Raw genomic sequence first — 26430 nt, forward strand, 5'->3', positions numbered from 1 at the left:
CCCCCACAGGAGTACCCCCACCCATGCGAGTTGCGATCTTTGGTACCGGTTATGTTGGTCTTGTCACCGGTACCTGTCTGGCCGAAGTCGGTCATCACGTTATCTGTGTGGATATCGACCAGGCGAAAGTTGATGGTCTCAATCGTGGGGTGATTCCCATCTATGAACCCGGCCTGGAGCCGATGGTGAAAGCCAACCACGCCTCTGGCCGGTTGCGCTTCACCAGCGACGCCGCCGAGGCGATTGCGCATGGCGAAATCACCTTTATCGCCGTGGGTACGCCGCCGGACGAAGACGGCAGTGCCGACCTGCAGTATGTGCTCGCGGTTGCGCGTACCGTGGGCCGCCACATCGAGGGTCCGTCGGTGATCGTGAACAAATCCACCGTGCCGGTCGGTACTGCCGACAAGGTGCGCGTGGCAATCCAGGAAGAGCTGGATGCGCGCGGCGTGGAGCACGAGTTCGACGTCGTCTCCAACCCGGAATTCCTGAAGGAAGGCGACGCCGTTGCCGACTGCATGCGTCCGGATCGCATCGTGATCGGTGCCAGGAAGCCGGCGGCGATCGCACGCATGCGTCGCCTGTACGCACCGTTCAACCGCAACCGCGACCGCATCGTGGAAATGGACGTGCGTTCGGCCGAGCTGACCAAGTACGCGGCCAACGCGATGCTGGCGACCAAGATCAGTTTCATGAACGAGATCGCCAATATTGCCGAACGTGTCGGGGCGGACGTCGAGCACGTGCGTAACGGCATCGGTTCGGATCCGCGCATTGGCTGGCACTTCATCTATCCCGGTGCCGGTTACGGCGGCTCGTGCTTCCCGAAGGATGTGCAGGCACTGGCCAAGACGGCCGAGCAATACGGCATGGAGCCGACCCTGCTGAACGCGGTGGAAAGCGTCAACAACGCGCAGAAGGGGCATCTGTTCGAACTGGTGCAGCGCCATTACAGCGGCGAAGGCGGCAGCATCGCCGGCAAGACGTTTGCAGTGTGGGGCCTGGCGTTCAAGCCCAATACCGACGACATGCGTGCCGCGTCCAGCCGTCGTCTGATGGCGCAGTTGTGGGAAGCCGGTGCCACCGTGCGTGCCTACGACCCGGAAGCCACCCATGAAGCCAAGCGCATCTTCGGCGAGCGCGACGACCTGACCTTCTGCGACGATGCCTTTGCCGCACTGGAAGGTGCCGACGCATTGGTCGTGGTCACCGAGTGGAAGCAGTTCCGTAGCCCGGATTTCGGCAAGATCAAGCAGGCCCTGAAGGACGACGTCGTGTTCGACGGCCGCAACCTTTACGACCCGCAGGAAATCGAAGCCGCAGGTCTGGCGTATTACGCCATCGGACGAGGCCGTTCGTTGCATGCATGAGCAACTCTCGCCGCGCGACCAGGAACTGGACGCGCGGTTGGTTGAACTGGAAACGCGCCTGTCCTTTCAGGAGCAGGCGCTCAACGAACTGAGTGAAGCGCTTGCGGACGCCCGGTTGACCGGCGCCCGCAACGCCGAACTGATCCGCCACCTGCTCGAGGATCTGGGCAAGGTGCGCTCCACGTTGTTTGCCGATGCAGCGGACGAACCGCCGCCTCCGCACTATTGATTGCAGATTGCCACCGCCATGAGCGATACCTTACGTGACCAGTTGCTTGGGTTGGGCTTCAAGTCCGCCCCCAAGCCCGAACGCAAACCCGACGCACGGCCTGCCGCGCGTTCGCATGGCAACGGTGGCAAGCCAGCGCCCGGCGGCAACAGGCCGGGCCAGGGCAGGGGACCGCAGCGGCCGCAAGCCGCCGCTGCGGCGACCGACGGCAACGGCGAGCGCAAACCCAATGGCAGGCCCGAACGTCGTCATGACGGCAAGCCCGGCGCGTCGCCGCGTCCGCAGCATCTCAATGCCGACCGCCGCGGCCCCAAGCCGGCACGTACGCGCGAAGATATCGATCTGGCCAAGGCCTATGCCATCCGCGCCCAGCGCGAGAAGGACGAGCGTATCGAAGCCGAGCGCGTGAAGCAGGAACAAGCACGCCTGCGTCGCGAAGCCAAGGCCAAGCTCGAAGAGCTGCTCAAGGACAAGGGCCTGAATCACGCTGATGCGGAGATTGCCCGGCATTTCCCGTATGGCGGCAAGATCAAGCGGATCTACGTCACCGCCGACCAGCTCAAGGCACTCAATGCCGGCGAGCTGGGCGTGCTGCAACTCAACGGGCGCTATCTGCTGGTGACCGCCGAGGTGCTGGCCGAGGCCGAAGCGGTGTTCGCACCATCGGTCGCGCTGAAGGTGGACCCCAACGCACCGGCCGGCGACGACCCGTACGCGGACCCCAAGTATCAAGTGCCCGACGACCTGGTCTGGTAACACCGCAACGCATGCGGTGTGGTGATGCATGGGCACCTGCGGGTGCCCATTTTCTTTGTGTTTTCCTGGACCCAAAGAAGGCAGCGATAACGTTCTGGTCGGACCTGCTGCCCCCGGCAGCGTCAACCGAATGGCGGCCATCGATTGTCGGACCCAGCACACGTGCTGGTTCTTGATCACCGTTTCCCATGCAATGGTATCGAGCTAACCGCGACCGGCTGAGCCGAAGACAAGGCCAAGGCGCCGCTATACAAGCCGGTCACGGCGGGCGCGGCACCATGCGCGCCGTCGCCGGTCGATGCAGGTGGATTTATCGTGCCGTGGCGTCGCCCCCTGCTTGCCCGCTCTCTCCTGCCAATGGTGCTGCGTATGTCCCTGTCGTCGAACTCCCTGAAATCCCGCGCCGTGGCGGCCGTTGAATCTTGTGCGCTTGGTCGCGTGCGTGTGCGGGCGCCTCGCCGAACGGTGTCGCGCGCGGTGATGATGCTGGCGCTGTGCGCGGCCAGTGGGCAGGCCGCCGCGCAGGCGGACGATGCGCCGGCCTTCGACCGTCCTGGCATTCCGTTCGCTGCGGAAACGCTGCAGCCGGGTGCGTTCGCCTGGGAGCAGGGCTTGCCGGATGCGAGCACCGATCGCAGCGAGGGGCAGCGCACCACTCAATACACCGCCGATACGCTGCTGCGGCTGGGATTGTTTCAGAACGTCGAGTTGCAGCTCGGCAGCGACAGCTACAACTGGCAGCATGGCGGTGGTACGCGGGTGCATGGTGGAGGCGACAGCCATGTCGGGTTGAAGGTGGCCTTGCCATCACGTTCGGATGGTTTTCAGTGGGCGGCGCTGGGTACCTATAGCGTGCCGACCGGCAGCCCGGCGTTCAGTGATGGCTATTCACGCGAACTGGGAGTGACTGCGTCCTGGGATATGCCGCAGCAACGCGCCATCGCGCTGTATGTCAATTACGCGCGCGACGACGATGGGCACACCTGGACCTTCGCGCCCAATTACACGTTTTTTTCCGGCGAACATTTCAGCAGCTACGTCGAAGCGGGTTTCGATACCGGCAGCGAGCATTCGCGCGTCGCCGGTGCGGGTGGCGCCTGGCAACTGCCGCACGCGATGCAGCTGGACGTGTCGGTGCTGCGTGGCCTGACGTCGGAAAGCCCGGATTGGCAGGGCGGCATCGGGTTGTCGATCGCGTTTCAGTAAGTGCGCCAAGCCGCTGAACGATCGTCGCTTGCCAGACCGCGTTACGCGCTGAGGCGCATTCGGGTGCGTGAGCGCCTATGTTGCACTGCCGCATGCATTGGGGGCCTGGAAAAGGCCTAATTGGATCGATCCAATTTGATGCCAATGCATGCGCATTTCTTCCAACGCAAGGCGTGCCGCGTGACGCCTGCCAAGCCGACATCCACGACGACGGAGGACGCCGACGCACTACGCGTGCGCCGCACAGCGGTGACCTTGCGCGATATCGCAGGCGCCATCGGCGTGTCGCGGGCGACGGTGTCGCTGGTGCTGCGTGGCAGCCCGTTGGTGCACGCGAGCACGCGAGCGCGCGTCGAAGCCGAGCTGGATCGGCAGAATTATGTCTACAACCGTGCTGCGGCCAACCTGCGCCGGCGCACCTCGTCCAGCATCGCGCTGGTCATCAACGATCTGTCCAACCCGTTCTTTGCGGAGTTTGCCGCCGGTGTCGATGAGGCCTTGGGCGCGGCCGGTTATGTGACGCTGCTCGGCAGCACCGGCGAATCGACGCAACGCCAGCAGGCAGTGCTCGCTTCGCTGATGGAGCACACGCCAGCGGGCATCATTTTATCGCCGGCCGAAGGTAGCCAGGCGCAGGCGCTGACCCAGGTGCTCGGCCGCCAACGCAACGTGGTGTTGTTCAACCGTGAGGTGGAGGGCACGCACTGGGATCTGCTGGCGCTGGACAACGCGCAGGGCGCATTGCTGGCCTGCACGCATCTGATCGCACAAGGGCATCGGCGCATCGTGTTTTTCGGCGGGCATGCCGAGTCCAGTTCCTGCCGTCAGCGCCGCGCCGGCTACGCGCGTGCGATGGAGGCGGCAGGCCTGGAAACGCATTACGTCGAGTCCGCACCTAACCGCCAGGACGCTGCGCTGTGCGGCGCGCGCATGCTGGGCAGCGCTGCGCAGGCTGCAACCGCTGCGGTCTGCTACAACGACAGCGTCGCGCTCGGCCTGATGGCGGCATTGGCGATGCAGGGCATCGTGCCGGGCCGCGATTTTGCGGTGACCGGTTTCGACGACATCGCCGAAGCGGCATTGTTCACGCCTGCATTGACCACCCTGGCTGCCGACCCGCGCGCGCGTGGCAGACAGGCCGCGCAACTGGTGCTGCAACGGATCGGTAGCCCCGACCTCGCTTCGCAGCAGCTGACCGCGGCAGTCGCCTTGAAGATTCGTGCGAGCAGCGCGTGCGCGCCGTCAGCGCAAATTTCAGCATCTCCCCCAAGCAGCACCTCCGCCCATTCCCCCACCAAGGCCTCAGGCCGCTGACCAGGCAATCCCTATGGTTTCCCTTTCCACGCAATCCTCCGTGCCCAGCGGCAACAAGGCGCCCGTCAACAACGGCGTCGCGTTGTCGGTGGTCACCACGATCTTCTTCATGTGGGGCTTTCTCACCTGCCTCAACGACATCCTGATTCCGCATTTGAAAGCGGTGTTCGAACTCAACTTCGCGCAGGCGATGCTGGTGCAGTTCACCTTCTTCGGTGCGTATTTCCTGATGTCGCTGCCGGCCGGTTGGCTGGTGAACCGGTTGGGCTACAAGCAGGGCATCGTGGCCGGGTTGGCGGTGGCAGCGGTCGGCGCACTGGGCTTCTGGCCTGCGGCGGAACTGCGCGTGTACGGCGCATTTCTCGGCGCATTGTTCGTGCTGGCCACCGGCATCACCATCTTGCAGGTAGCGGCGAATCCGTACGTCGCCCTGCTGGGTCCCGAGCGCAGTGCATCCAGCCGTTTGACCCTGGCGCAGGCGCTCAACTCGCTGGGCACCGCGATCGCGCCGCTGTTGGGTGGCTGGTTGATCCTGTCCAACACGGTGATGAGCGGCGACCAGCTCAAGGCCTTGCCGGAAGCCGAGCAACTGGCTTATCGCGTGCAGGAAGCGCAGGCGGTGCAGGGGCCTTATATCGGCCTGGGCATCGTATTGTTCCTGCTGGCGATCTTCGTGTTTCTGTTCCGTCTGCCGGCGCTGACAGATGCAAGCGCACAGAAGGAACAGAGCACGCATTCCCTGCTCGATGCCCTGCGTCACCCGCATGTGCGCTTCGGTGTACTGGCGATCTTTTTCTATGTCGGTGCGGAAGTGGCGATCGGCAGCCTGATGGTCAATTACTTCTCGTTGCCGCAGATCGGCGGCTTCACCGAGCGTGAGGCGACCACGTATGTGTCGGCATATTGGACGTTGGCGATGATCGGTCGTTTCATCGGCTCGGCGCTGCTGGCCAAATTGTCGCCGCGCGTGTTGTTGTCGGTGTTCGCTGCGATCAATGCGCTGCTGCTCGGCCTGACCATGGCCAGCGGCGGCATGCTGGCGGTGTATGCGCTGGTGGCGATCGGCCTATTCAATTCGATCATGTTCCCGACCATCTTCACCCTGGGCATCGAGCGGCTTGGTGCGCTGACCGGGCGTGCGTCGAGCCTGTTGATCATGGCCATTGTCGGCGGCGCCATCGTGCCGTATCTGCAGGGCCTGCTCGCCGACCGCATCGGCCTGCATGAGTCGTTCGTGTTGCCGCTGCTGTGCTACCTGTACATCGTGTTCTACGGCATCTGGGGTTCGCGTTTGCGCGGCGCACTGGCGGAGGCACGCGCATGAGTGCGGTCAAGAACCAGGTGATCTGCTTCGGCGAAGCCTTGATCGACATGCTGGCCTTGCCACAGGCCAGCACCGACGATGCGCGCACCTTCGCGCAGTATGCTGGCGGTGCGCCGGCCAACGTGGCTGTCGCTGTGGCAAAGCTCGGCGGTGCGGCCCATTTTGTCGGCATGCTCGGGCGCGACATGTTCGGCGACTTCCTGCTGCAGAGCCTGCAGCAGGCCGGCGTGGTGACCGATGGCATCGTGCGTACCGATCAGGCCAAGACTGCGCTGGCGTTCGTTGCGCTGGACGAAGCGGGCGAGCGCAGTTTCAGCTTCTACCGCCCGCCCGCAGCGGATCTGCTGTTCCGCCCCGAGCACTTTGCCGCCGATGGCTTCGCGCAGGCGGCGGTGCTGCACGTGTGTTCCAACAGCATGACCGAGCCGGAGATTGCGCAGTGCACGCTCGACGGCATGCGCCGTGCGCGCGCCGGTGGTGCCATCGTCAGCCTCGACCTCAACCTGCGCCCGATGCTGTGGCCGCAGGACGTGAACCCGGCGCCGGTGCTGTGGGAAGCATTGGCCCTGGCCGACGTGGTCAAGCTCTCGCGCGAAGAGCTCGACTATCTGGCCGGAACGCTGGACAGCGATGCCAGCGCAGTGACGCAGAAACTGTGGCAAGGCAACGCGACCTGGCTGCTGGTCACCGATGGTGGCGGCCCCGTGCACTGGCAGACCCGCACCGATTCCGGCCAGGTCCCCGCGTTCACTGTGCAGGTGCGCGACAGCACTGCGGCGGGTGACGCGTTTGTTGGTGGTCTGCTGTATCAGCTGGCTGCGCGCGCGTCCTCGCTGGAGCAGCTATGTGGCGATCCAGCGGCAATGCACGAGGTAATCCGGTTTGCTGCCGCGGTCGGTGCGCTGGCAGTGACGCGCAAGGGCGCGTTCGCGGCGATGCCCGGCATCGATGATGTCCATTCTCTGATCCAGGAACAAGCATGAGCCGTTTGCCTGCAACACCCGCACCCGATTTCCGTTCGGCTGACGTTTTGCGCCAGCACATCGCCGACACCATGGCGTTCTACCATCCACGCGCGATCGACCCGGCGGGCGGGTTTTTCCAGTACTTTCGCGATGACGGCTCCATCTACGACGCCGGGCATCGGCATCTGGTGAGCAGCACGCGTTTCGTTTTCAACTACGCGATGGCTTATCGCGAGTTCGGCGATGCCGCGTATCTAGAGGCGGTCCGGCACGGGCTGGACTATCTGCGCAACGTGCATCGCAATCCGCAAACCGGCGGTTATGCGTGGACACTGCGCGATGGCGTGGTCGAAGACGACATGAATCACTGCTACGGCGTGGCCTTCGTGCTGCTGGCGTATTCGTGCGGCCTGAAGGTCGGCGTCGACGAGGCGCGTGGGTGGATGGACGAAACCTGGCAGCTGCTGGAAAAACACTTCTGGGAAGCGGAGTTCGGCCTGTATCGCGACGAAGCCGATGCGCAGTTCAACTTCACCAGTTACCGCGGTCAGAACGCCAACATGCACATGTGCGAGGCGATGATCGCCGCGTACGAGGCCAGCGGCGAACAGCGCTATCTTGATCGCGCACTGCTGCTGGCCGACAACATGACCCGGCGCCAGGCGGCCAAGGCCGATGGGCTGGTGTGGGAGCATTACGATCTGCAGTGGAATATCGATTGGGATTACAACCGCGACAATCCCAAGCACCTGTTCCGCCCGTGGGGCTTTCAGCCGGGCCATCAGACCGAATGGGCCAAGTTGCTGATGCTGCTGGATCGGTATGCGCCGGCCGACTGGTTGCTGCCGACTGCGCAGCACCTGTTCGATGTGGCAGTGGAGCGCTCATGGGATGCGCAGCGCGGTGGGCTGTATTACGGCTTCGATCCCGATGGCAATGTCTGCGACGACGACAAGTATTTCTGGGTGCAGGCCGAGTCGTTGGCTGCTGCCGCGTTGCTGGCCCAGCGCAGTGGCGATGATCGCTACTGGCAGTGGTACGACAAGCTGTGGGCCTATTCGTGGGCGCACATGATCGACCATCAGTACGGCGCGTGGTATCGCATACTGGATGCGGACAACCGCAAGTACAGCGATGAGAAAAGCCCGGCAGGCAAGACCGATTACCACACCATGGGCGCGTGCCACGAAGTCTTGAACGTGCTGCGGCCGGCAGTTTGATACTGGTGTGATCGACGCGCTGCCGCGCAATGCGGTAGCGCTACCGGGTAGCAGCGCCCTTGGGCGCGATTGGGCCTTACAGATAACGCCCATCGCGCCCAAGGGCGCTCCTACGATACCCGCGGTGGCCTTATTCCGGGTCGTAATCCAGGTTGGATGCCAGCCAACGTTCGGCCAATGCCAGCGTGATGCCCTTGCGCTTGGCATAGTCGGCAACCTGCTCCTTGCCCAGGCGCCCGACCACGAAGTACTGGCTCCTGGGATGGCTGAAGTAATAGCCGGACACCGCGGCGGTGGGCAGCATCGCGAAACTTTCGGTCAGCGTCATCGTGGTGTTCTGCTCTGCATCGAGCAGGTTGAACAGGGTGCGTTTTTCGCTGTGTTCCGGGCAGGCCGGGTAACCGGGGGCAGGACGAATGCCGCGGTAGCGCTCGGCGATCAATGCTTCGTTATCCAGGGTTTCGTCGTCGACATAGCCCCAGAACTCGGTGCGCACACGTTGATGCAAGCGCTCGGCCAATGCTTCGGCCAGGCGGTCGGCCAATGCCTTGAGCAGGATGGAGTTGTAGTCGTCGTGCGCCGCTTCAAAGCGGGCCACATGCGGGTCGATGCCGATGCCTGCCGTGACCGCAAACGCGCCGATCCAGTCCTGTTTGCCGCTGTCCTTGGGCGCGATGAAATCGGCCAGGCAGAAATCCGGGCGGTCGATAGGTTTGTCGACTTGCTGGCGCAGAAAATGGAGCATCCGGGGGCCGGGGACCGGGGACACGGCAGAGGCGGCCGTTTCGTCTGGCCGAGATGGGGTGTCCTGCGTTTCCGGGTCCCCGGTCCCGGGTCCCCGGTCCCGGCCAAGCACCACTTCAACATCATCGCCCACGCTATTGGCCGGCCATAGCCCAAACACGGCCTTTGCCGTCAGCCACTTCTCCTCGACGATCTGCTTGAGCATGCGGCGTGCGTCGCGATAGAGCTCACTGGCCTGAGGACCGACGACCTCGTCGCTGAGGATGGCGGGGAATTTGCCGGCCAGCTCCCAGGCCTGGAAGAACGGGGTCCAGTCGATGAGGTCGATCAGCTCCTGCAGCGGGTAGTCGTCGAACACGTGGACGCCCGGCTGGCGCGGGGCGGGTGGGGTGTAGCTGGCCCAATCGCCATCGAAGCGCTGCGCACGCGCCTTTTCCAGCGACACCAAACGCTTGGCATCGCCGCGGTTGCGATGGCGCGCGCGGATTTCGGCGTAGTCGGCATCGTTGGCGGCCACGAAGGCCTGACGCAGGTCGCGCGAAATCAGCGATTGCGCCACGCCCACCGCGCGCGAAGCATCTTTGACCCACACGGTGGGCGCGGTGTAATGCGGGTCGATCTTCAGCGCCGTGTGCGCGCGCGAGGTGGTGGCACCGCCGATCAATAGCGGGATCTCGAAGCCCTGCCGCTGCATCTCGCGCGCCACGTGCGACATCTCTTCCAGCGAAGGCGTGATCAAGCCGGAGAGACCGATCAGGTCCGCATTCTCTGCGCGTGCACGGTCCAGGATCACCTGGGCCGACACCATCACGCCCAGATCCACCACGTCGAAGTTGTTGCAGGCCAACACCACCCCGACGATGTTCTTGCCGATGTCGTGCACATCGCCCTTGACGGTGGCCATGATGATCTTGCCGTTGGACTTGCCGATATCGCCGGTTCGCAGTTTTTCCGCTTCGATATACGGCAGCAGATACGCCACCGCTTTCTTCATCACACGCGCGGATTTGACCACCTGTGGCAGGAACATCTTGCCGGCGCCGAACAGGTCGCCGACCACGTTCATGCCGTCCATCAACGGACCTTCGATGACGTCCAGCGGGCGCGTGGATTGCTGGCGCGCTTGCTCGGTGTCGGTTTCCACGAATGCGTCGATGCCGTGCACCAGCGCATGCGCCAGACGCGCGCGCACCGGCTTCTCGCGCCAGGCGAGGTCTTCGACTTTCGCTGCACCTTTGCTGCCTTTATAGCGCTCGGCGATTTCCAGCAAGCGCTCGGTACCGTCCTTGCGTCGGTTGAGGATCACGTCTTCCACGCGTTCGCGCAGTTCCGGGTCCAGCTCGTCGTAGATCGGCATGCCGCCGGCGTTGACGATGCCCATGTCCATGCCGGCCTTGATCGCATGGAACAGGAATACCGAATGGATCGCCTGGCGCACGCTCTCGTTGCCGCGGAACGAGAACGACACGTTGGAAACGCCGCCGGAAATATGGCAATGCGGCAGCGTGCGTTTGATCTCGCGCGTGGCTTCGATGAAATCCACCGCGTAGTTGTCGTGTTCTTCGATGCCGGTCGCCACGGCAAAGATGTTCGGGTCGAAGATGATGTCTTCCGGCGGGAAGCCCACCTGTTCGGTCAGCACCTTGTAGGCGCGCGTGCAGATCTCGACCTTGCGCGCGCAGGTATCGGCCTGGCCCACTTCGTCGAAGGCCATCACCACCGCGGCGGCACCGTAGCGCAAGACCTTGCGCGCCTGTTCGATGAACTGCGCTTCGCCTTCCTTGAGCGAGATGGAGTTGACCACGCTCTTGCCTTGCAGGCACTTCAATCCCGCTTCGATCACGCTCCATTTGGACGAATCCACCATCACCGGAATGCGCGCGATGTCTGGCTCGGACATGATCAGATTGAGAAAACGCGTCATCGCTTTTTCCGAATCGATCAGGCCTTCGTCCATGTTGACGTCGAGGATCTGCGCGCCGCTGTCCACTTGCTGACGTGCAACCTCCACCGCCTCTTCGTAGCGTTCTTCCTTGATCAGCTTGCGAAACTGCGCGCTGCCGGTGACGTTGGTGCGCTCGCCGACGTTGACGAACAACAGGTCAGGCGTGATGACCAACGGTTCCAGGCCGGACAGGCGGGTGTAGCGGGGAGTGCTCATGCAAAGCCCAGGCAGAAAGACGGCTGCGCGCGCCGCGGGGAAGAGGACTGCAAACCAAACACGCCCAACCGCTGCGGATCAGCGCTGCTTTTCGCCAGCGCATTCGGCAAGTACGGTGCGCAGCGCGGCTGTTGGCGCGGTGTGCTCATCACGCTGCCAGCTCCTGCGCACCGGGCAACTGCCGCGGCGGCAGATCCGCTACCGCTTCGGCAATGGCGCGGATGTGGTCCGGCGAGGTGCCGCAGCATCCGCCGACCAGATTGAGCAGGCCGGATTGCGCGAATTCGCGCAGCGTCTCGGCCATTTCCTCCGGTGTTTCGTCGTATTCGCCGAAGGCATTTGGCAAACCGGCGTTCGGATGCGCGCTTACATAGGCGTCGGCGATCTGCGCCAGCGTTTCCACATGCGGGCGCAGATCCTTGGCGCCCAGCGCGCAATTTAAACCCACCGAAAGCGGCTGCCCGTGCGCGACCGAGGCATAGAACGCCTCTGCCGTCTGTCCGGACAAGGTGCGCCCGGAAGCATCGGTAATGGTGCCGGAGATCATCACCGGCAAGCGTCCGCCACGTGCTTCAAAGACCTCTTCGATCGCATACAACGCGGCCTTGGCATTGAGCGTGTCGAAGATGGTCTCCACCATCAGCGTATCGGCACCGCCGTCGATCAAGCCGTCGATGGCTTCGCGATAGGTTTCGCGCAGCGCATCGAAACTGGTGTTGCGGTAGCCGGGGTCGTTGACGTCCGGGCTGATCGAGGCGGTACGGCTGGTGGGGCCGAGCACGCCGATCACAAAGCGCGGCTTGTGCGGTGTCAATGCCTCGACGGCATCGCAGCACGCACGCGCCACCTGCGCGCCGGCCTTGTTCAACTCGTACACCAGATGTTCCAGGTGATAGTCGGCCTGGCTCACCGAAGTGGCGTTGAAGGTATTGGTTTCCAGCAGATCGGCGCCTGCATCCAGATAGGCGCGGTGGATGCCGGCGATGATCTCGGGGCGGCTCAACAACAACAGATCGTTGTTGCCCTTGAGGTCGTGGCCTTCCGGCGCATGGGCATGGTCGCAACCGGGGCCGTGCGCATGCGCGCTGTCGTAGCCGTCGGCAAAGCGACTGCCCCGATAATCGGACTCTTGCAGATCGTGGCGCTGGATCATGGTGCCCATCGCCCCATCGATGATGAGGATGCGTTCGGCCAGCGCGGCGGTGAGTTTGGCCGCGCGCTCGGGGTGCAACCAGGGCAGCGCGTGCGCGATGGGGGAGTGGAGTGCTGCAGGCGTCATGATGCGATGCTCCGTGAGGCGGTGGCGCTGCTTTCAACGATTCCCGATTGCCGATTCCCCATTCCCGGCTTCATCGCAATCAACGAGATCACTTCGAAATGCGGTGGGCGTTTTTCGCGTGTCACCGTCTCCAGGCTGGAGACGTCCAGCCCCGCTTTCTCGGCAAACTTGCGCAATTCCTTGGCGGCAAAGCCGAGATTGACGTGGCCGTAGGCATGCACTGCAGCGCGGTGTTCGTGCTTGGCCAGGCTGCACAGCAGCAGGCGGCCACCGGGGCGCAGCACACGCGCCGATTCGGCCACTGCCTGTGCCGGTTTTGCCGCGTAGGTGAGCGCATGCATCAGCACCACCAGGTCGAAGCTGGCATCGGGAAAAGGCAGTGCATGCATGTCGCCTTCGCGCACTTCCACGTTGCGCAGCTTGCGCAGGCGCTCGCTGGCGGCGGCGACCACGCGGGCGCTGGTGTCGATGCAGATGTAGCGGGTGGCGTGCGGTGCCACCAGTTCGGCCAGCACGCCGTCGCCGGAGGCGATGTCCAGCACGTCGCCGGTTTCCAGCAGGGGCAGCGCGGTGCGCGCCAAGGCCTCCCAGGTGCGGCCGGGCGAATAATGCCGCTCCATGTCGCCGGCTACCGAGTCGGCCCAGTTCTGGTCGGCTGCACGGTTGGCCAGCACTGCAGCCACGCGCTCGGCATCCTGGCGCAATAGCGGGTCGTCGCTGCCGGTGCTCAATGCCAGCCATAGCGCGCGCTGGGCCGGGTCCAGCGACACTTCATCGAAACGGTAGTACGCAGACACGCCGGCGCGGCGATCGCGCACCAGTCCGGCTTCCTTGAGTTTGGCCAGATGCGTGGACACGCGCGGCTGTGCCAACCGGGTGATGGCCGACAGCTCGGCCACGGTGAGTTCTTCCTGCTCCAGCAAGGTCAGCAGGCGGACTCGGGTGGCGTCGGCGAATACCTTCAGGCGGGCCGACCAGCCTTTCAGATCCATGAATATCTCTATATCGCGATATGGAGATATTTTCGGCCGGGTGGCAGGTGTGGTCAACTACATACGCATGCGAATGGTTGGCGCTACAATGGCCACTCAGCTCAGGCCTGGAGGGGTGCGACGTGGATTTCAGCTTTACCGAAGAACAATTGATGATCCAGGATGTGGCCCGCCGCATCGCGCAGGAAAAGATCGCGCCCAGCGCCGAGCAGTTCGACCGCAGCGGCGAGTTCCCGTTGGAAAATATCCGCTTGCTGGGCGAAAACGGCCTGATGGGCATCGAGGTGCCGGCCGAGTATGGCGGCGCCGGCATGGACCCGATCAGCTATGCGCTGGCGATGATCGAGATCGCGGCCGCCGACGGTGCGCACTCCACCATCGTGTCGGTCAACAACTCGCTATTCTGCACCGGCATTTTGAAAAACGGCAGCGAAGCGCAGAAGCAGCTGTACGTGCGCGCGATCGCCGAAGGCACGCACATCGGTGCGTTTGCGCTGACCGAGCCGCAGTCCGGCTCGGATGCCTCGGCCATGCGCTGCCGCGCGGTCAAGCAGGCCGATGGCAGCTTCGTCATCAGCGGCAAAAAGAGCTGGATCACCTCCGGCCCGGTCGCCAAGTACATCGTGTTGTTTGCAGTGACCGAGCCGGACAAGGGCTCGCGCGGCATCACCGCGTTCATGGTCGACACCGATCGCGCCGGTTTTCACCGCGGCAAGACCGAACCCAAGCTGGGCATTCGCGCTTCGGCCACCTGCGAAATCGAGTTTGCCGATTACATCGCGCAGCCCGACGAAGTGCTGGGCGTGGAAGGCGAGGGCTTCAAGACCGCGATGAGCGTGCTCGATGCCGGGCGCATCGGCATCGCCTCGCAGGCGGTCGGCATCGCGCGCGCGGCGTACGAGGCCACGCTGGCTTACGTGAAAGAACGCAAGGCCTTCGGCGCGGCCATCGGCACCTTCCAGATGACCCAGGCCAAGATCGCCGACATGAAGTGCAAGCTGGATGCAGCGCTGTTGCTGACGCTGCGCGCGGCCTGGTTGAAGGGGCAGGGGCAAAAGTTCGGCACCGAGGCGGCGGTGGCCAAGCTCACCGCGTCCGAAGCGGCGATGTGGATCACCCACCAGGCGGTGCAGATCCACGGCGGCATGGGCTATTCGAAAGAGATGCCGCTGGAGCGTTACTTCCGCGATGCCAAGATCACCGAGATCTACGAGGGCACCTCGGAAATTCAGCGCCTGGTGATCGCGCGCGGCGAGACGGGTTTGCGCTGAGGTCGGCCGCGCTCCAGCGTTGCCGCTGGATGCGGCAACGCCACTGGCCCACGCTGCGCAGCGGTCGATCCGTCACCCTGGTGCAGGCGATAGCTTTGCACTGCCGGGTAGGAGCGCGCTTGCGCGCGATGAAGCACTATCGATAACGCTTCATCGCGCGCAAGCGCGCTCCTACGCGAGCGTGAGCGGTCTGGCATTACCGAGGCGCTGTGCCAGTGGCCTGGCGCCGGCACACACGGCAAATACTTCACAGCACTACACCGCGGGTGACTGCGTTCGTGCTTGTCGTGCGCGGCGCGCGCGGATCACAATCGCAGCTTCTTCAGCCTCTGGTGCGCGCATGTCCCGGTTTTCGCACGCTGCTTGGTCTCGCGTTTCGCTGTCTGGCCTTGCACACGCGTTGTGCTGCTGGGGACTGTTGCTGGTCTGCACCGCGGCAGGCGCGCAAACGCCGCCACCGTCGATCCTGCCGACCGACCGCCTGCAGGAAGCCTGGTGGGCGCAGCGGCATACGCAGGTGCTGGAGCAGGTCAAGCAACACCCGGATGCCAAGCTGCTGCTGATCGGCGATTCGATCACCCAGAACTACGAAAAAGCCAAGGCGCCGGACGAAGACTTCCAGCCGACCTGGCAGACCTTCTACGGCAGCCGCGGCGCACTCAATCTGGGCTTCAGTGGCGATGGCACCGAAAACCTGCTGTGGCGGCTGGCCAATGGCGAAGTCGACGGGCTGCAGCCGAAGGTCGCGCTGGTGCTGATCGGCACCAACAACACCGGCCATCTCGGCCAAAGCGTCGAGCAGACCCAGCTGGGCATCGATGCGGTGGTCGCCGCGCTCGAACAAAAGCTGCCGCGCACGCACATCCTGTTGCTGAGCGTGCTGCCCAGTGATATTTCCGGTGAAAAATCGCGTCGCGATGCGCAGGTCAACCAGGGCCTGGCGGTGCGCTACGGCGACAACCCGCGCGTGACCTATCTGGATGTGAGCGCAGTCTTCCAGCGCGACGGCAAGCTGCGCACCGAGTTGTTCTACGACACTCGGTTCCGTCCTGCCGCCGGCGCGTTGCATCCGGACACGCAAGGGCAGCGCATGCTGGCCGAGGCGATTGAACCCACGCTGGCGCGGCTGCTTGGCGAGCCGCCAGTCAAGCCGGTTGCCGAACTCGGCCGCGACGTCGCGACCTCGCTGATGCCGGTCGACTGGCTGGAGCAGGATTCCTACGACTGGTACGCCCGCCACCATGCAGCGCTGGCGGTCGCACGCAGCCTGAAGCCGGAGGTGGTGATGATCGGCGATTCGATCACGCACTTCTGGGCCGGGCCGCCCCAGGCCACGCGCGTCAGTGGGCCGGAGTCCTGGCAGTGGCTGTACGGCAAGCGGCCGGTATTGAATCTGGGCTTTGGCTGGGACCGCACACAAAACGTGTTGTGGCGCATCCGCCAGGGCGAACTCGACGGCCTGGATCCGCGCTGGGTGGTGCTGCATATCGGCACCAACAACCTCACCGGCACCGCGCAATCGCGCGCCAGCACGCCTGCCGAAACCGCGCTGGGTGTGCAGGCGGTGGTCAGCGAAGTGCGCCGCCGCCTGCCCAACAGCACGCTGATCCTGATGGCGATCATGCCGCGCGGGCGCAACGCCGGCGATGCGCAGCGCGCGCCCATCGCCGAGACCAACCGGCTGCTGGCTGCGCGTTATGCCAGGGATCCGGCGGTGCGCCTGGTCGATATCGGCAAGCAGCTGCTACAGCCCGACGGCAGCCTGCCTCAAGCGCTGATGCCGGACGGCACCCATCCCAGCGAAGCCGGCTACCGCATCTGGGCACAGGCATTGCGCGAGGCGGGGATCGCTGCCACGCCCTAGCGCGAACGACACACGTGAGCGCACCTGTCGAAAGGCGAGCGCAGCTGCTGCGCGGGGTGATGCGCCACCGGCGTAGTGGCGCCAGGTTTTCAAAGCCCAGAAACCAGAAGACCCCCGATCGCTCGGAGGTCTTTTTAAACTGGTGCCCAGAAGAGGACTCGAACCTCCACGAAGTTGCCCCCGCTAGCACCTGAAGCTAGTGCGTCTACCAATTCCGCCACCTGGGCAGGTGAGCCGCTAATTTTGCAGGCTCTCCGCAGGCTTGTCAACGATTTGTGCGCGGCAATCGCCGGCTGCGGCCCTGGCCGTACTGCCCATCCCAGGGCCCCAAGGGTTACCATGTCAGCAATGACAAAGAAAAACACCCCAGATTCCGATCGGCCGAGTCGCCGCAAATCCACCAGCGCGGGCGAGTCCAGCACCGCCGAACAGCAGAAGTTGCCGGGCTGGATGCCGGACTTTCTGGTCCGCGCCGCAGCCGGCGCATCGACCAAGTCCGCCAACAAGCGCGCTGCCGACAAGGCCGCCGGCGCGGCGCCACAGCCGCCTGAGGCGCTGCCCACGCCACCGGCTCCGCGCGCACCGCATCCGCGCAAGAGTGGCCCGCCTGCGCCGCCGCCGGAACGCTTCCAGAACGCAGCGCCTGCTGCCGCCGAATTCAAGGACCCGCATGCCGACCGCGAGGCGCTGCGTTATGCCGAGCCGATCGCCAGCCGCGAGGCCATCCTGCAACTGCTTGAAGCCTGCGACGGCCCGCAGACCGCCGAAGAAATTGCCGAGCAGCTCAACCTGAGCGATCGCATCGATGCGCTGGGCAAGCGCCTGGCCGCGATGGTGCGCGAGGCGCAGCTGGTGCAGAACCGCCGTGGCGGCTACGCGCCGGTGCAGCAGACCAGCCTGATCGCCGGTGTGGTGATCGCCAATCCGGAGGGTTTCGGTTTCCTCAAGCCAGACGAAGGCGGCGACGATCTGTTCCTGCCGCCGTTTGAAATGCGCAAGGTCATGCACGGCGACCGTGCACTGGCCAACGTCACCGGCATCGACCGCCGCGGCCGTCGCGAGGGTGCGATTGCCCGTGTGCTCGAGCGCCGCATGTCGCGCATGCTGGGGCGCTTTTTTTACGAGCACGGCGTGGCCTATGTCGACCCGGACGACAAGCGTGTGCAGCGCAATGTGCAGATCGCGCCGGACGGTATCGGCGAGGCACGCGAAGGGCAGTTGGTGGTGTGCGAACTGATCGCACCGCCGGACGCGCGTCGCCCGGCGATCGGCAAGATCATCGCGGTGCTGGGCGACAAGCTGACCCCGTCGCTGGTGGTGGAAATGGCCATCCACGGCCACGAGCTGCCGCATGAATTTCCGCAGGAAGTGCTGGATGAAGCGGCTGCCGTGCCGTTGGTGGTCGAGCCGCAGATGATCGGCGGGCGCGTGGATCTGCGGCAGATGCCGCTGGTCACCATCGATGGCGAAGACGCCAAGGATTTCGACGACGCGGTGTATTGCGAACCCAATGCCGAGGGCTTCCGTCTGGTGGTGGCGATTGCCGACGTGTCCAACTACGTGCGTCCCGGTACGCCACTGGACGACGAAGCGCAAAAGCGTGCCACCTCGGTGTATTTCCCGGGTTTTGTGGTGCCGATGCTGCCGGAGACCTTGTCCAACGGTATCTGCTCGCTGATGCCCAAGGTCGACCGCATGTGTTTCGTCTGCGACATGCAGGTGGGACGCGATGGCGAAGTGACCGGCTCGCGTTTCTACGAAGCGGTGATGAATTCGCATGCACGCCTGACCTATAACCAGGTCTGGAAGGCAGTTGGCGAAGACGATGCCGATACCAAGGCCTTCATCGGCCCGATGCTGCCGCAGGTGCAGCGCCTGCATCAGCTGTATCACGTGCTGTCGAAGGCGCGCACGCATCGTGGCGCAATCGAGTTCGAAACCTCCGAAGTGCGCTTCGTGCTCGACAACACCGGTGAGGTCACCCAGGCCGGCATGCTGGTGCGCAACGATGCGCACAAGCTGATCGAAGAATGCATGATCGCCGCCAATGTGGAGGCGGCGCGCTATCTGCTGAGCGTGCATGTGCCAGCACCGTACCGTGTGCACGAGCGCCCGCCGGAGAGCAAGTACGAAGACCTGCTGGAATTCCTCAAGGAATTCCAGCTGAGCCTGCCGGCGTGGAGCAAGGTGCGCCCTGGCGACTACACCAAGCTGCTGAAGAAGGTGCGCGCGCGCCCGGACGCGGCCCTGCTGGAGTCGGTGCTGCTGCGCAGCCAGAGCCTGGCGGTGTATTCGCCGGAGAACAACGGTCACTTCGGTCTGGCACTGGAGGCGTACGCGCATTTCACCTCGCCGATCCGCCGTTACCCGGATCTGCTGGTGCACCGGGCGATCAAGCACGCCTTGACCGGCGCCAGCCCGGAGAAATTCATCTACACCCCACGCCAGATGGCGGCGTTGTCGCTGCAATGCTCCGAGCGCGGCCGGCGTGCCGACGAAGCCGAGCGCGAAGTGGACGAGCGTTACCGCGCCGCGTGGATGGAAAAGCATGTGGGTGGCCAGTTCGACGGCGTGATCAGCGGCGTGACCGGCTTCGGTCTGTTCGTGGAATTGACGCAATCCAAGGTCAACGGCCTGGTGCACGTCACCCAGCTGCCGCAGGACTATTACCAGTTCGACCCGATCCGCAAGACGCTCAGCGGCGAACGCCGTGGTCGCGAGTTCCGTCTCGGCGATCCGGTACGCGTGCTGGTGCTCAAGGCCAGCATGGAAGAGCGCAAGATCGACTTCCGCCTGGCCGAAGATGGCGCAGCACCCGAAGCGCCGCTACCACCACGCGAGAAGCCGGCCAAGCGCAAGAAAAAACCGTACTGAGGTAACGGCGTTGCGGGCGGCCCAGGCGGCAGCCCGCAATGCGGCGAGGCGGGTAGTGCAGGTGTGGCGTTTGCGGGTCTTGCCGATCCGCAACGGCGTCCGTAGCAGGCTGACGTACGGAGCAGACGATGGACACTTCAAGCGACTACAGCGGTGGCTGCCAGTGCGGGGCCGTGCGTTTTCATGTGCGTGGTGCGCTGGCGCACGCGTCGATCTGTCACTGCCGGATGTGCCAGAAAGCCTTCGGGGCGTATTACGCGCCGCTGGTCTCGGTGCGCGGCACCGAGTTCCGCTGGACCCGCGGCGCGCCCAAGCGCTTTGCCTCCTCGTCGGTGGTGCAGCGCGGTTTCTGCGCCGATTGCGGCACACCGTTGACCTATGAAGCGCCCGATGGCGTGGCAGTTGCCGCAGGCGCCTTCGATACGCCTGACCGGTTGCCGCCGCAGATCCAGTACGGGTTGGACCGTAAGCTGCCCTTCGTCGATACCTTGGCGCAGTTGCCCACACGCCCGCCCGAAGATGACGCCAACGCGGAGGCCTTCTTGGCCAGCGTAGTATCGCGGCAGCATCCGGATCACGACACCGCGCAATGACCGAGTTGAGCAGTAAAGATGGCTTCGCCATGCTGTTGATCGCGGCACGCAGCCATCCCGCTCGCGCCGCTAGCTGCCGATCATCGCCGGGTTGAGTCACCGACACCGACGCACCGTCAGATAGCGGATCGTGACGCGAAGGCGGCACCACTGCCGCGCGCTTTGAACGCGCTGGCGCTGCAGCTACACCAGCAAGTCCCCGCATACCGGGCATCGCCAGCGCGGCAGCGCGTCGCCGGTGTCACCCAAGCGTTCGCGCCCCGTCCGTGACGTGACAGGCCGCAGGCCCTACCATTCCCCTTTATCTCTTCGTATGCCCGCGCAATGAGCAAGCAGAACCAGTGGATCGTCGGCGTCAATGCCGTCGCCTCGTCCGTCGAGAACGACGCCGATAACGTGCGCGAAGTATTGATCGAGGCCGGCAGCAAGAACCCGCGCCTCACCGAGATCGAGGAACAGGCGCGCCGCAAGGGCATCGACGTGCGCCGGGTCAACACCCAGGCGCTGGACGGCGTGGGCGGGCAGGTGCGCCATCAGGGCGTGGCCGCGCGTTACGCCGCCGCGCGGCTATGGGCAGAGAACGAGCTGGAAGGCCTGGTTGACGCTGCCGAAGGGCGCGCGCTGGTGCTGATCCTCGACGGCGTGCAGGACCCGCACAACCTCGGCGCGTGTCTGCGCAGCGCGGCAGCTGCCGGGGCCACGGCCGTGGTGATTCCCAAGGACAAGTCGGCAACGGTGAACGCCACCGTGCGCAAGACCTCTGCCGGTGCGGCCGATCGCATTCCGGTGGTGGCGGTGACCAATCTTGCCCGCTGCCTGCGCGATCTGCAGAAGCAGGGCGTGTGGCTGTACGGCCTGGCTGGCGAAGCCGAGGCGTCGTTGTACAGCGTGGATCTACGCGGCAATGTCGGGCTGGTGCTCGGTGGCGAGGCCGACGGCCTGCGCCGTCTCACGCGCGAGCATTGCGACGGGTTGGTCAAGATTCCGATGCCCGGCGAAATTGAAAGCCTCAACGTCTCGGTTGCGACTGGTGTGACCCTGTTCGAGGTCGTGCGCCAGCGCCTGGGCGCGTAACCGCGTGCTCGTGCTGCGGGTGAGCGCAGGCGTGGCGGCCGCACCATCGCACATGCATCGCGCGGTGCATGTCAGCACCGGCTCTTCCTAGTTGCGCTGCCGAGCGCCGGCTGCGCACTTCTGCGCAGATGGCGGCTGCAAGACAGCTACCGGTAAATGCGCAGGGCGTTGCAGCAAGCCTTTCGACATGTAGGCAGCCATCCGCGAACGCGCCGACGCATTTTTGCCTACCATATCGCCAGCGAACGGCGCGTTGTGTGCGATGAACGATGGGGTGGGCGCCTGGCAACCAGGCGAGAGCAATTGTGGCGTCCGGGCGTTAGCACGACGAGCAAACAACCAATGGCGGCGCTGGTTCTGTATCGGTGTTTGCCTGCTGTTGGCCTTTTGTTCGGTTGCGGCGCTTGCCGCACCGACTGCAACCACGCGCTTACGCGACTACGCCATCGATAGCTGGAGCTCGCGCAACGGGCTGCCGCACAACTCCTTGCGCGACATTGCCCAGACCCGCGACGGCTATCTGTGGTTTGCCACCTGGGAAGGCCTGGTGCGCTACAACGGGCTGGAATTCGGCGTGATCGATCGCAGTACGCGCCCGGGGCTGCCCGATAACGGCGTCGGTGCGCTGTATGTGGATCGCGATGGCGCGCTCTGGCTGAGCGATGCGCGCGGCAATCTGGTCCGACATGGCGCCGACGGGCAATGGCGGCAGTGGCAGCGGCAAGGGCAGTGGCCGCAGGCGTTGATCCACGCCATGACCATGGACGCTGCCGGCCGCATGTGGCTGTTGTTCGAAGGGCGCGGACTGGGTTGCCTGTGGCCGGATGGGCGCTTCGACTATTTTCCGCCGGACGACGGCGTCCCGCTGCAGAGCAGCTTTCCGCATATGTTGTTCGATGCGCAGGGACGGTTGTTGATCGGCACGTTCGATGGGCTGATCTACCGCGAGCCGGATGGGCGCATGCACCGCGCGCCCGCGGCGTTCGGGTTTCCACCGGGGTTGGCCTGGCCGTATCGCGCGCCCGACGGTACCGTGTGGGTGGTAGCAGGCGATCAGCTGTATCGCCTGCAGGGCGAGCATGCCGAGCTGGTGCATCGGGTGCCGGGGCAGGGCCATTTCACGACGATGCTGCAGGACCGCCACGGCGCTCTGTGGCTGGGCAGCGAAAATCAGGGCCTGGTGCGGATCGGGCCGTATGGCGTGGAGCATCTGCCGGCCGGTCGCAGCCTGCCGACCGGCCGCATCGTCAGCCTGCGCGAAGATGCCGAAGGCAGCATCTGGGTTGGCGCCAACGGCGGTCTGTTCCGGCTGCGCGAGACCTTGTTCAGCAGCTACAGCCAGCGCGACGGGCTGAGCGGCGATTACAGCCGCGCGATGCTGGAAGACCGCGACGGGAGTCTGTGGATCGCCGGAACCGCCGGCCTGGACCGGATGCTGCCGGACGGGCGCATCGTACCGGTGCCGATGGTGATGCCGTCCGGCCGGCGTCTGTCGGTGCTCAGTCTGGCGCTGGACCGACACGGCGACCTCTGGGTGGGCACCTATGCCGATGGCGTCTTCGTGTTGCGCGATGGACGCCTGCTGCGCCATTACGGCGACGCCGACGGCCTTCCCAGCGGGCATATCCGCGCGATCGTGATCGACGACCACGACATGGTGTGGCTGGCAACCCAGCGCGGCGTGGTGCAGTTGGTGGACGGCAAGCGCGTGGTGTTGGCCGTCGATGGCCTGCCCACCGGCGTGGTGACTGCGCTAGCCAACGTTGATGGTGCGATGTGGATCGGTTCAGTCGATGGCGCAGCGGTGCTGCGCAACGGCAAGTTGCAACAATTGAACCTGGAAAGCCTGGGGGGCGCGCGTAGCGTGTTCGGGTTTCAGGTCATCGGCCGCGATGTGTGGATATCCACCGATCGCGGCCTGTATCGCGTGCGCAACGGCGTACTGGCGCGCGTAGGTCTGGAGCAGGGCATGCCGGTGGATACGGTATTCCAGCTCATCGACGACCGGCGTGGCAATGCGTGGATCAGCAGCAATCGCGGTGTGCTGCGCACCGAACTCAAGACGCTCGATGCAGTGGCCGACGGGCACGGCACGCTCGCCATTGAACGCTATGGCGAAATCGATGGCGTGGGCAACGCCCAGGCCAACGGCAGTTCCGGCCCCAGCATGCTCCGGCGTGCCGATGGAACGGTGTGGGTGGTCACCGCCGGTGGCGTGAGCATGGTCGACCCGGCACGTCTGCAGCGCTTCCGCGAACGTCGCCCACCGCCGGCATTGATCGAAAGCGTGCAGCAGGATGGCAGCCCGTTGGCGTGGCGCCAGCGCGCGCAACTGGCCGGCGGGCATCGCTTGAATGTGTCCTACGTCTGCATGAGTTTCCTGTTGTCGGAGCGGATCGAATACCGCACGCGTCTGGAGGGTCTGGACCATCACTGGACCGAGCGTGGCCGCCAGCGCAGCGTGGAGTTCATCGGCCTGCCGCCCGGCAGCTATCGCCTGCATGTGGCCGCGCGCCACCCGGGCGGCGCGTGGAGCCCGCACGAAGCGGTGTGGGCGTTCGATGTCTTGCCGCTGTGGTGGCAACGCCAGGATGTGCGTTTCGCTGCGGTGCTGGGCACGATCCTGGCGCTTGCCTTGTTGTATCGGCTGCTGCTGCATCGCTACAAGAACCACAACGCGCGCCTGGCCGAACTGGTGCGCAAGCGCACCGAAGACCTGCAGCTGCAGGCGCAGCGGCTGTTGCAGGCCAACCAGGAAAAGAGCGAACTGCTGACGCGCCTGCGTATCAAATCCGATGTGTTCGAGCGCCAGGCGCATGAAGATGCGTTGACCGGGCTGCCCAATCGTCGCCACTTCGATGAAGCGCTGGCGCGCGACATCAGCCGTGCACGTCGCAGCGCGCGGCCGCTGGTGCTGGCCATCCTGGATATCGACCACTTCAAGCGCATCAACGACCATTACTCGCACGCCAGCGGCGATGCGGTGTTGCATGAAGTGGGTGTGCTGCTCATTGCCGCTGCACGCGCTTCGGATCTACCGGCCCGCCTGGGCGGCGAAGAATTCGCCCTGTTGCTGGCCGACACCACCCTGGAGGATGCGCAGGCGCTGTGCCTGCACATCCGCGCGCTGTTCCACGCCCGTCACGACTGGGGCAGCATTGACGGCCTGCAGGTGACCTTCAGCGCCGGCGTGGCCGAGCTACGCGACGAAGACACCGGATCGTCGCTGATGCAGCGTGCCGATCACGCCTTGTACGAGGCCAAGAGCGCCGGGCGCGACCGGATCTGTGTGGGGTAGACGCCGGGATTCGGGAATCGGGATTTGGGATTCGCAACGGCCATGCTGCATATCCTTCTCCTGCGGGAGAAGGTGCCCGAAGGGCGGATGAGGGTACGGCAGCACGCAGCGGCGCGCCGTTGGGAATCGGCAGCCGTGATCGTTAGCCGTGCGCCGTTGTCACTTCCCTTCTCCTACGGGAGAAGGTGCCCGCAGGGCGGATGAGGGTACGGCAGCACGCAGCGGCGCGCCGTTGGGAATCGGCAGCCGTGATCGTTAGCCGTGCGCCGTCGTCACTTTCCTTCTCCTACGGGAGAAGGTGCCCGCAGGGCGGATGAGGGTACGGCAGCACGCAGCTGTGCAACGTCGCAATTAAGAAGCCGAGATTCGGGATTTGGAGCGGCGCTATTGTCCGTCAACCCAGAAACACGGCGCTTTTACAAATCCCGAATGCCGAATCCCAAATCCCGAATCCCGAACCTCACACCGGCCCAGGCCAGGCGTTGGCGATCGTGCAGAACAGCCGGGCGGTTTGTTCGGTGTCGTAGACCGCGCTGTGCGCGTCGGCGGCATTCCAGTCCAGGCCTGCAGCCTGGGCCGCGCGCGCCAGTACGGTCTGGCCATATGCCACGCCGGCCAACGTCACCGTGTCGAACACGCTGAAGGGATGGAACGGATTGCGTTTATGGCCCACGCGCGCCACCGCGGCGTTGAGAAAGTTCAGATCGAAATGCGCGTTGTGGCCGACCAGGATCGCGCGCTGGCAGCCGTATTTCTTCACTGCCGCGCGCACCGGAGCGAACACATGGTCCAGCGCGTCTTTTTCCTGCTTGGCGAAGCGGAACGGGTGATCGAGCACGATGCCGGTGATTTCCAGCGACTTCGGGTCGATCTCCAGTCCCGGCGCAGGCACCAGATGCGCGCTGGCGGTCTGGCCGGGAAAGAAGCGTCCGTCGGCATCCATTTCGATCGGCACGCAGGCAATTTCCAGCAATGCGTGCTTGTTCCAGTCGAACCCCCCGGTTTCTACGTCCACCACCACGGGCAGATAGCCGCGAAAGCGTCGCGACATGGGCAAAAAGGAGGGGGCAGGCTGCGCATCGACCGGTTCGTTCATCGGCATAGCCTAGCAGGTCGCACGCCGGGCTCTGCCATGGCCGCAGGCTGGTGCGCTTGCCCAGGCGGCCACAAGGCCTCGCATCACGCAGCGCGCCATCCGCAGGGCATGCAGGACCTGCAACGTTGGAATCAAGTTGGCGCGCATTACCGACCTCGGTTGCCTGCAAGCCGTTCGCGCCAGGCTGACGCGTGCCGACCGCTCACCGACGTGCACCACTCGCCCCGGACCCCCATCAAAAAGGCCCGATCCGCGTTGCCACGGACCGGGCCTCACTAACGACACGGGGAGCAGGCGTTTAGCGGCCGGTAACGACGCTGGCAATCAGCCCGGTGGTCACGGCCATCAGCACGTAGTTGTTATCCACGCGACGCCACTCATGCCCACGCGGCGGCTGCTTGAGGTGGTGCTTGCGGTAATGGGCAACGCGGTTGCCGCGATGGTCGGGTGCCAGACGCTCGCCGCGGTGGTCGTTGCGATGATCGTCGTGATGCGCGTTGCGGCGGTCGTCGTGCCTGTGGTCGCGGTGGTCATCGCGACGGCCAGGACCATGGTCGTCGTGACGCTGCTCGTTGCGGCCACGATCATGATCGCGGTCGCGGTCGTCATGTTGCTGCGGCGCTGCGAACGCTGCACCGGACGTCAAGCAGCGACAAAACCATGAAAGATCCAATGACGCGTTTCATCGGCGTACTCCTGCGTCACAGGAACTGCCTGTGTGACTTCACTGGCGGCATTTGAAGCTGAATACGTAATAAAATAAGGCGTTCTGGCCGATCCTGCGCGCGAATGGCAAAAGC

18 protein-coding genes, 1 tRNA gene and 1 pseudogene are annotated in these 26430 nt (G+C 64.7%); 14 read left to right on the plus strand and 6 right to left on the minus strand.

All coding sequences use genetic code 11. The annotated features are described in order from the left end of the window. Window positions 1-23 precede the first annotated feature (23 nt). From A7D16_RS18865 to A7D16_RS18900, 8 genes are all read left to right on the plus strand, one after another. Window positions 24-1370, plus strand: coding sequence for a UDP-glucose dehydrogenase family protein (locus tag A7D16_RS18865; RefSeq protein WP_064634770.1), 1347 nt, complete (start codon window positions 24-26; stop codon window positions 1368-1370). Beyond that, window positions 1363-1599 carry a SlyX family protein gene (locus A7D16_RS18870; RefSeq protein WP_024939344.1) on the plus strand — a complete coding sequence of 79 codons (237 nt, stop codon included), beginning with the start codon at window positions 1363-1365 and terminating at the stop codon, window positions 1597-1599. The genes A7D16_RS18865 and A7D16_RS18870 overlap by 8 nt, the downstream gene beginning before the upstream one ends. Before the next feature lie 18 nt (window positions 1600-1617). After that, window positions 1618-2355, plus strand: a complete 738-nt coding sequence (locus A7D16_RS18875) for a DUF2058 domain-containing protein (protein ID WP_330462466.1) — start codon at window positions 1618-1620, stop codon at window positions 2353-2355. 357 nt (window positions 2356-2712) lie between these two features. Continuing rightward, a complete protein-coding gene (locus A7D16_RS18880) occupies window positions 2713-3561 on the plus strand; it encodes a transporter (protein ID WP_064634772.1) in 849 nt (282 codons plus the stop codon). 138 nt (window positions 3562-3699) lie between these two features. After that, window positions 3700-4875 carry a LacI family DNA-binding transcriptional regulator gene (locus tag A7D16_RS18885; protein ID WP_064634852.1) on the plus strand — a complete coding sequence of 392 codons (1176 nt, stop codon included), beginning with the start codon at window positions 3700-3702 and terminating at the stop codon, window positions 4873-4875. A gap of 13 nt (window positions 4876-4888) precedes the next feature. Further along, window positions 4889-6199 carry an L-fucose:H+ symporter permease gene (gene fucP / locus A7D16_RS18890; RefSeq protein ID WP_064634773.1) on the plus strand — a complete coding sequence of 437 codons (1311 nt, stop codon included), beginning with the start codon at window positions 4889-4891 and terminating at the stop codon, window positions 6197-6199. Then, on the plus strand, window positions 6196-7182 hold the full coding sequence (locus A7D16_RS18895; RefSeq protein WP_064634774.1) for a carbohydrate kinase family protein: 987 nt from the start codon (window positions 6196-6198) through the stop codon (window positions 7180-7182). Before fucP ends, A7D16_RS18895 begins: the two co-directional genes overlap by 4 nt. Then, the gene (locus tag A7D16_RS18900; protein ID WP_064634775.1) at window positions 7179-8384 is read left to right on the plus strand and encodes an AGE family epimerase/isomerase; all 1206 of its coding nucleotides are present in this window, start codon (window positions 7179-7181) and stop codon (window positions 8382-8384) included. Before A7D16_RS18895 ends, A7D16_RS18900 begins: the two co-directional genes overlap by 4 nt. Before the next feature lie 130 nt (window positions 8385-8514). Here A7D16_RS18900 and metH read toward each other — a convergent pair whose 3' ends face one another. The 3 genes from metH to A7D16_RS18915 all read right to left on the minus strand — a co-directional run bounded on the left by metH (window position 8515) and on the right by A7D16_RS18915 (window position 13560). Continuing rightward, window positions 8515-11289, minus strand: a complete 2775-nt coding sequence (gene metH / locus A7D16_RS18905) for a methionine synthase (protein WP_064634776.1) — start codon at window positions 11287-11289, stop codon at window positions 8515-8517. A 148-nt stretch (window positions 11290-11437) separates the two neighbouring features. After that, a complete protein-coding gene (locus A7D16_RS18910) occupies window positions 11438-12568 on the minus strand; it encodes a homocysteine S-methyltransferase family protein (protein ID WP_064634777.1) in 1131 nt (376 codons plus the stop codon). Then, complete coding sequence (locus A7D16_RS18915) at window positions 12565-13560, minus strand: ArsR/SmtB family transcription factor (protein ID WP_064634778.1); 996 nt, start codon at window positions 13558-13560, stop codon at window positions 12565-12567. Before A7D16_RS18915 ends, A7D16_RS18910 begins: the two co-directional genes overlap by 4 nt. A 152-nt stretch (window positions 13561-13712) precedes the next feature. Between A7D16_RS18915 and A7D16_RS18920 the strand changes: the two genes are divergently transcribed. Then, window positions 13713-14831 carry an acyl-CoA dehydrogenase family protein gene (locus A7D16_RS18920; RefSeq protein WP_239687051.1) on the plus strand — a complete coding sequence of 373 codons (1119 nt, stop codon included), beginning with the start codon at window positions 13713-13715 and terminating at the stop codon, window positions 14829-14831. A 340-nt stretch (window positions 14832-15171) separates the two neighbouring features. Further along, a complete protein-coding gene (locus A7D16_RS18925) occupies window positions 15172-16695 on the plus strand; it encodes a platelet-activating factor acetylhydrolase IB subunit (protein ID WP_193395487.1) in 1524 nt (507 codons plus the stop codon). Between the two features lie 140 nt (window positions 16696-16835). Here A7D16_RS18925 and A7D16_RS18930 read toward each other — a convergent pair. After that, window positions 16836-16922, minus strand: a tRNA-Leu gene (locus tag A7D16_RS18930). Between the two features lie 121 nt (window positions 16923-17043). Here A7D16_RS18930 and rnr point away from each other — a divergent pair. The 4 genes from rnr to A7D16_RS18950 all read left to right on the plus strand — a co-directional run bounded on the left by rnr (window position 17044) and on the right by A7D16_RS18950 (window position 24534). Continuing rightward, window positions 17044-19569: a ribonuclease R gene (gene rnr / locus A7D16_RS18935; protein ID WP_064634781.1), complete on the plus strand. Its 2526-nt coding sequence runs from the start codon at window positions 17044-17046 to the stop codon at window positions 19567-19569. 128 nt (window positions 19570-19697) lie between these two features. Beyond that, entirely contained in the window at window positions 19698-20162 is a 465-nt protein-coding gene (locus A7D16_RS18940) for a GFA family protein (protein WP_064634782.1), read from the plus strand. A gap of 324 nt (window positions 20163-20486) precedes the next feature. Further along, window positions 20487-21236, plus strand: coding sequence for a 23S rRNA (guanosine(2251)-2'-O)-methyltransferase RlmB (rlmB, locus tag A7D16_RS18945; protein WP_064634783.1), 750 nt, complete (start codon window positions 20487-20489; stop codon window positions 21234-21236). Window positions 21237-21498: 262 nt separating this feature from the next. Next, window positions 21499-24534, plus strand: a complete 3036-nt coding sequence (locus A7D16_RS18950; RefSeq protein WP_064634784.1) for a ligand-binding sensor domain-containing diguanylate cyclase — start codon at window positions 21499-21501, stop codon at window positions 24532-24534. 460 nt (window positions 24535-24994) lie between these two features. Here the strand turns inward: A7D16_RS18950 and rnt are convergent, their stop codons facing one another. Both rnt and A7D16_RS18960 read right to left on the minus strand, forming a co-directional pair. Further along, on the minus strand, window positions 24995-25636 hold the full coding sequence (gene rnt / locus A7D16_RS18955) for a ribonuclease T (protein ID WP_095522463.1): 642 nt from the start codon (window positions 25634-25636) through the stop codon (window positions 24995-24997). A gap of 292 nt (window positions 25637-25928) precedes the next feature. After that, window positions 25929-26316: pseudogene (locus tag A7D16_RS18960) on the minus strand (RcnB family protein). Window positions 26317-26430: the final 114 nt, after the last annotated feature.

Source organism: Xanthomonas nasturtii, from assembly GCF_001660815.1.
GTDB lineage: Bacteria > Pseudomonadota > Gammaproteobacteria > Xanthomonadales > Xanthomonadaceae > Xanthomonas > Xanthomonas nasturtii.

Coding starts and splice junctions, on each gene's coding strand:
- A7D16_RS18880 (WP_064634772.1), top strand. CDS start 2,713: ATGGTGCTGCGTATGTCCCTGTCGTCGAACTCCCTGAAATCCCGCGCC.
- metH (WP_064634776.1), bottom strand. CDS start 11,289: ATGAGCACTCCCCGCTACACCCGCCTGTCCGGCCTGGAACCGTTGGTC.
- rlmB (WP_064634783.1), top strand. CDS start 20,487: ATGAGCAAGCAGAACCAGTGGATCGTCGGCGTCAATGCCGTCGCCTCG.
- A7D16_RS18870 (WP_024939344.1), top strand. CDS start 1,363: ATGCATGAGCAACTCTCGCCGCGCGACCAGGAACTGGACGCGCGGTTG.
- A7D16_RS18885 (WP_064634852.1), top strand. CDS start 3,700: ATGCCAATGCATGCGCATTTCTTCCAACGCAAGGCGTGCCGCGTGACG.
- A7D16_RS18865 (WP_064634770.1), top strand. CDS start 24: ATGCGAGTTGCGATCTTTGGTACCGGTTATGTTGGTCTTGTCACCGGT.
- fucP (WP_064634773.1), top strand. CDS start 4,889: ATGGTTTCCCTTTCCACGCAATCCTCCGTGCCCAGCGGCAACAAGGCG.
- A7D16_RS18940 (WP_064634782.1), top strand. CDS start 19,698: ATGGACACTTCAAGCGACTACAGCGGTGGCTGCCAGTGCGGGGCCGTG.
- A7D16_RS18875 (WP_330462466.1), top strand. CDS start 1,618: ATGAGCGATACCTTACGTGACCAGTTGCTTGGGTTGGGCTTCAAGTCC.
- A7D16_RS18915 (WP_064634778.1), bottom strand. CDS start 13,560: ATGGATCTGAAAGGCTGGTCGGCCCGCCTGAAGGTATTCGCCGACGCC.
- A7D16_RS18895 (WP_064634774.1), top strand. CDS start 6,196: ATGAGTGCGGTCAAGAACCAGGTGATCTGCTTCGGCGAAGCCTTGATC.
- A7D16_RS18920 (WP_239687051.1), top strand. CDS start 13,713: ATGATCCAGGATGTGGCCCGCCGCATCGCGCAGGAAAAGATCGCGCCC.
- A7D16_RS18900 (WP_064634775.1), top strand. CDS start 7,179: ATGAGCCGTTTGCCTGCAACACCCGCACCCGATTTCCGTTCGGCTGAC.
- rnr (WP_064634781.1), top strand. CDS start 17,044: ATGACAAAGAAAAACACCCCAGATTCCGATCGGCCGAGTCGCCGCAAA.
- A7D16_RS18910 (WP_064634777.1), bottom strand. CDS start 12,568: ATGACGCCTGCAGCACTCCACTCCCCCATCGCGCACGCGCTGCCCTGG.
- A7D16_RS18950 (WP_064634784.1), top strand. CDS start 21,499: ATGAACGATGGGGTGGGCGCCTGGCAACCAGGCGAGAGCAATTGTGGC.
- A7D16_RS18925 (WP_193395487.1), top strand. CDS start 15,172: ATGTCCCGGTTTTCGCACGCTGCTTGGTCTCGCGTTTCGCTGTCTGGC.
- rnt (WP_095522463.1), bottom strand. CDS start 25,636: ATGCCGATGAACGAACCGGTCGATGCGCAGCCTGCCCCCTCCTTTTTG.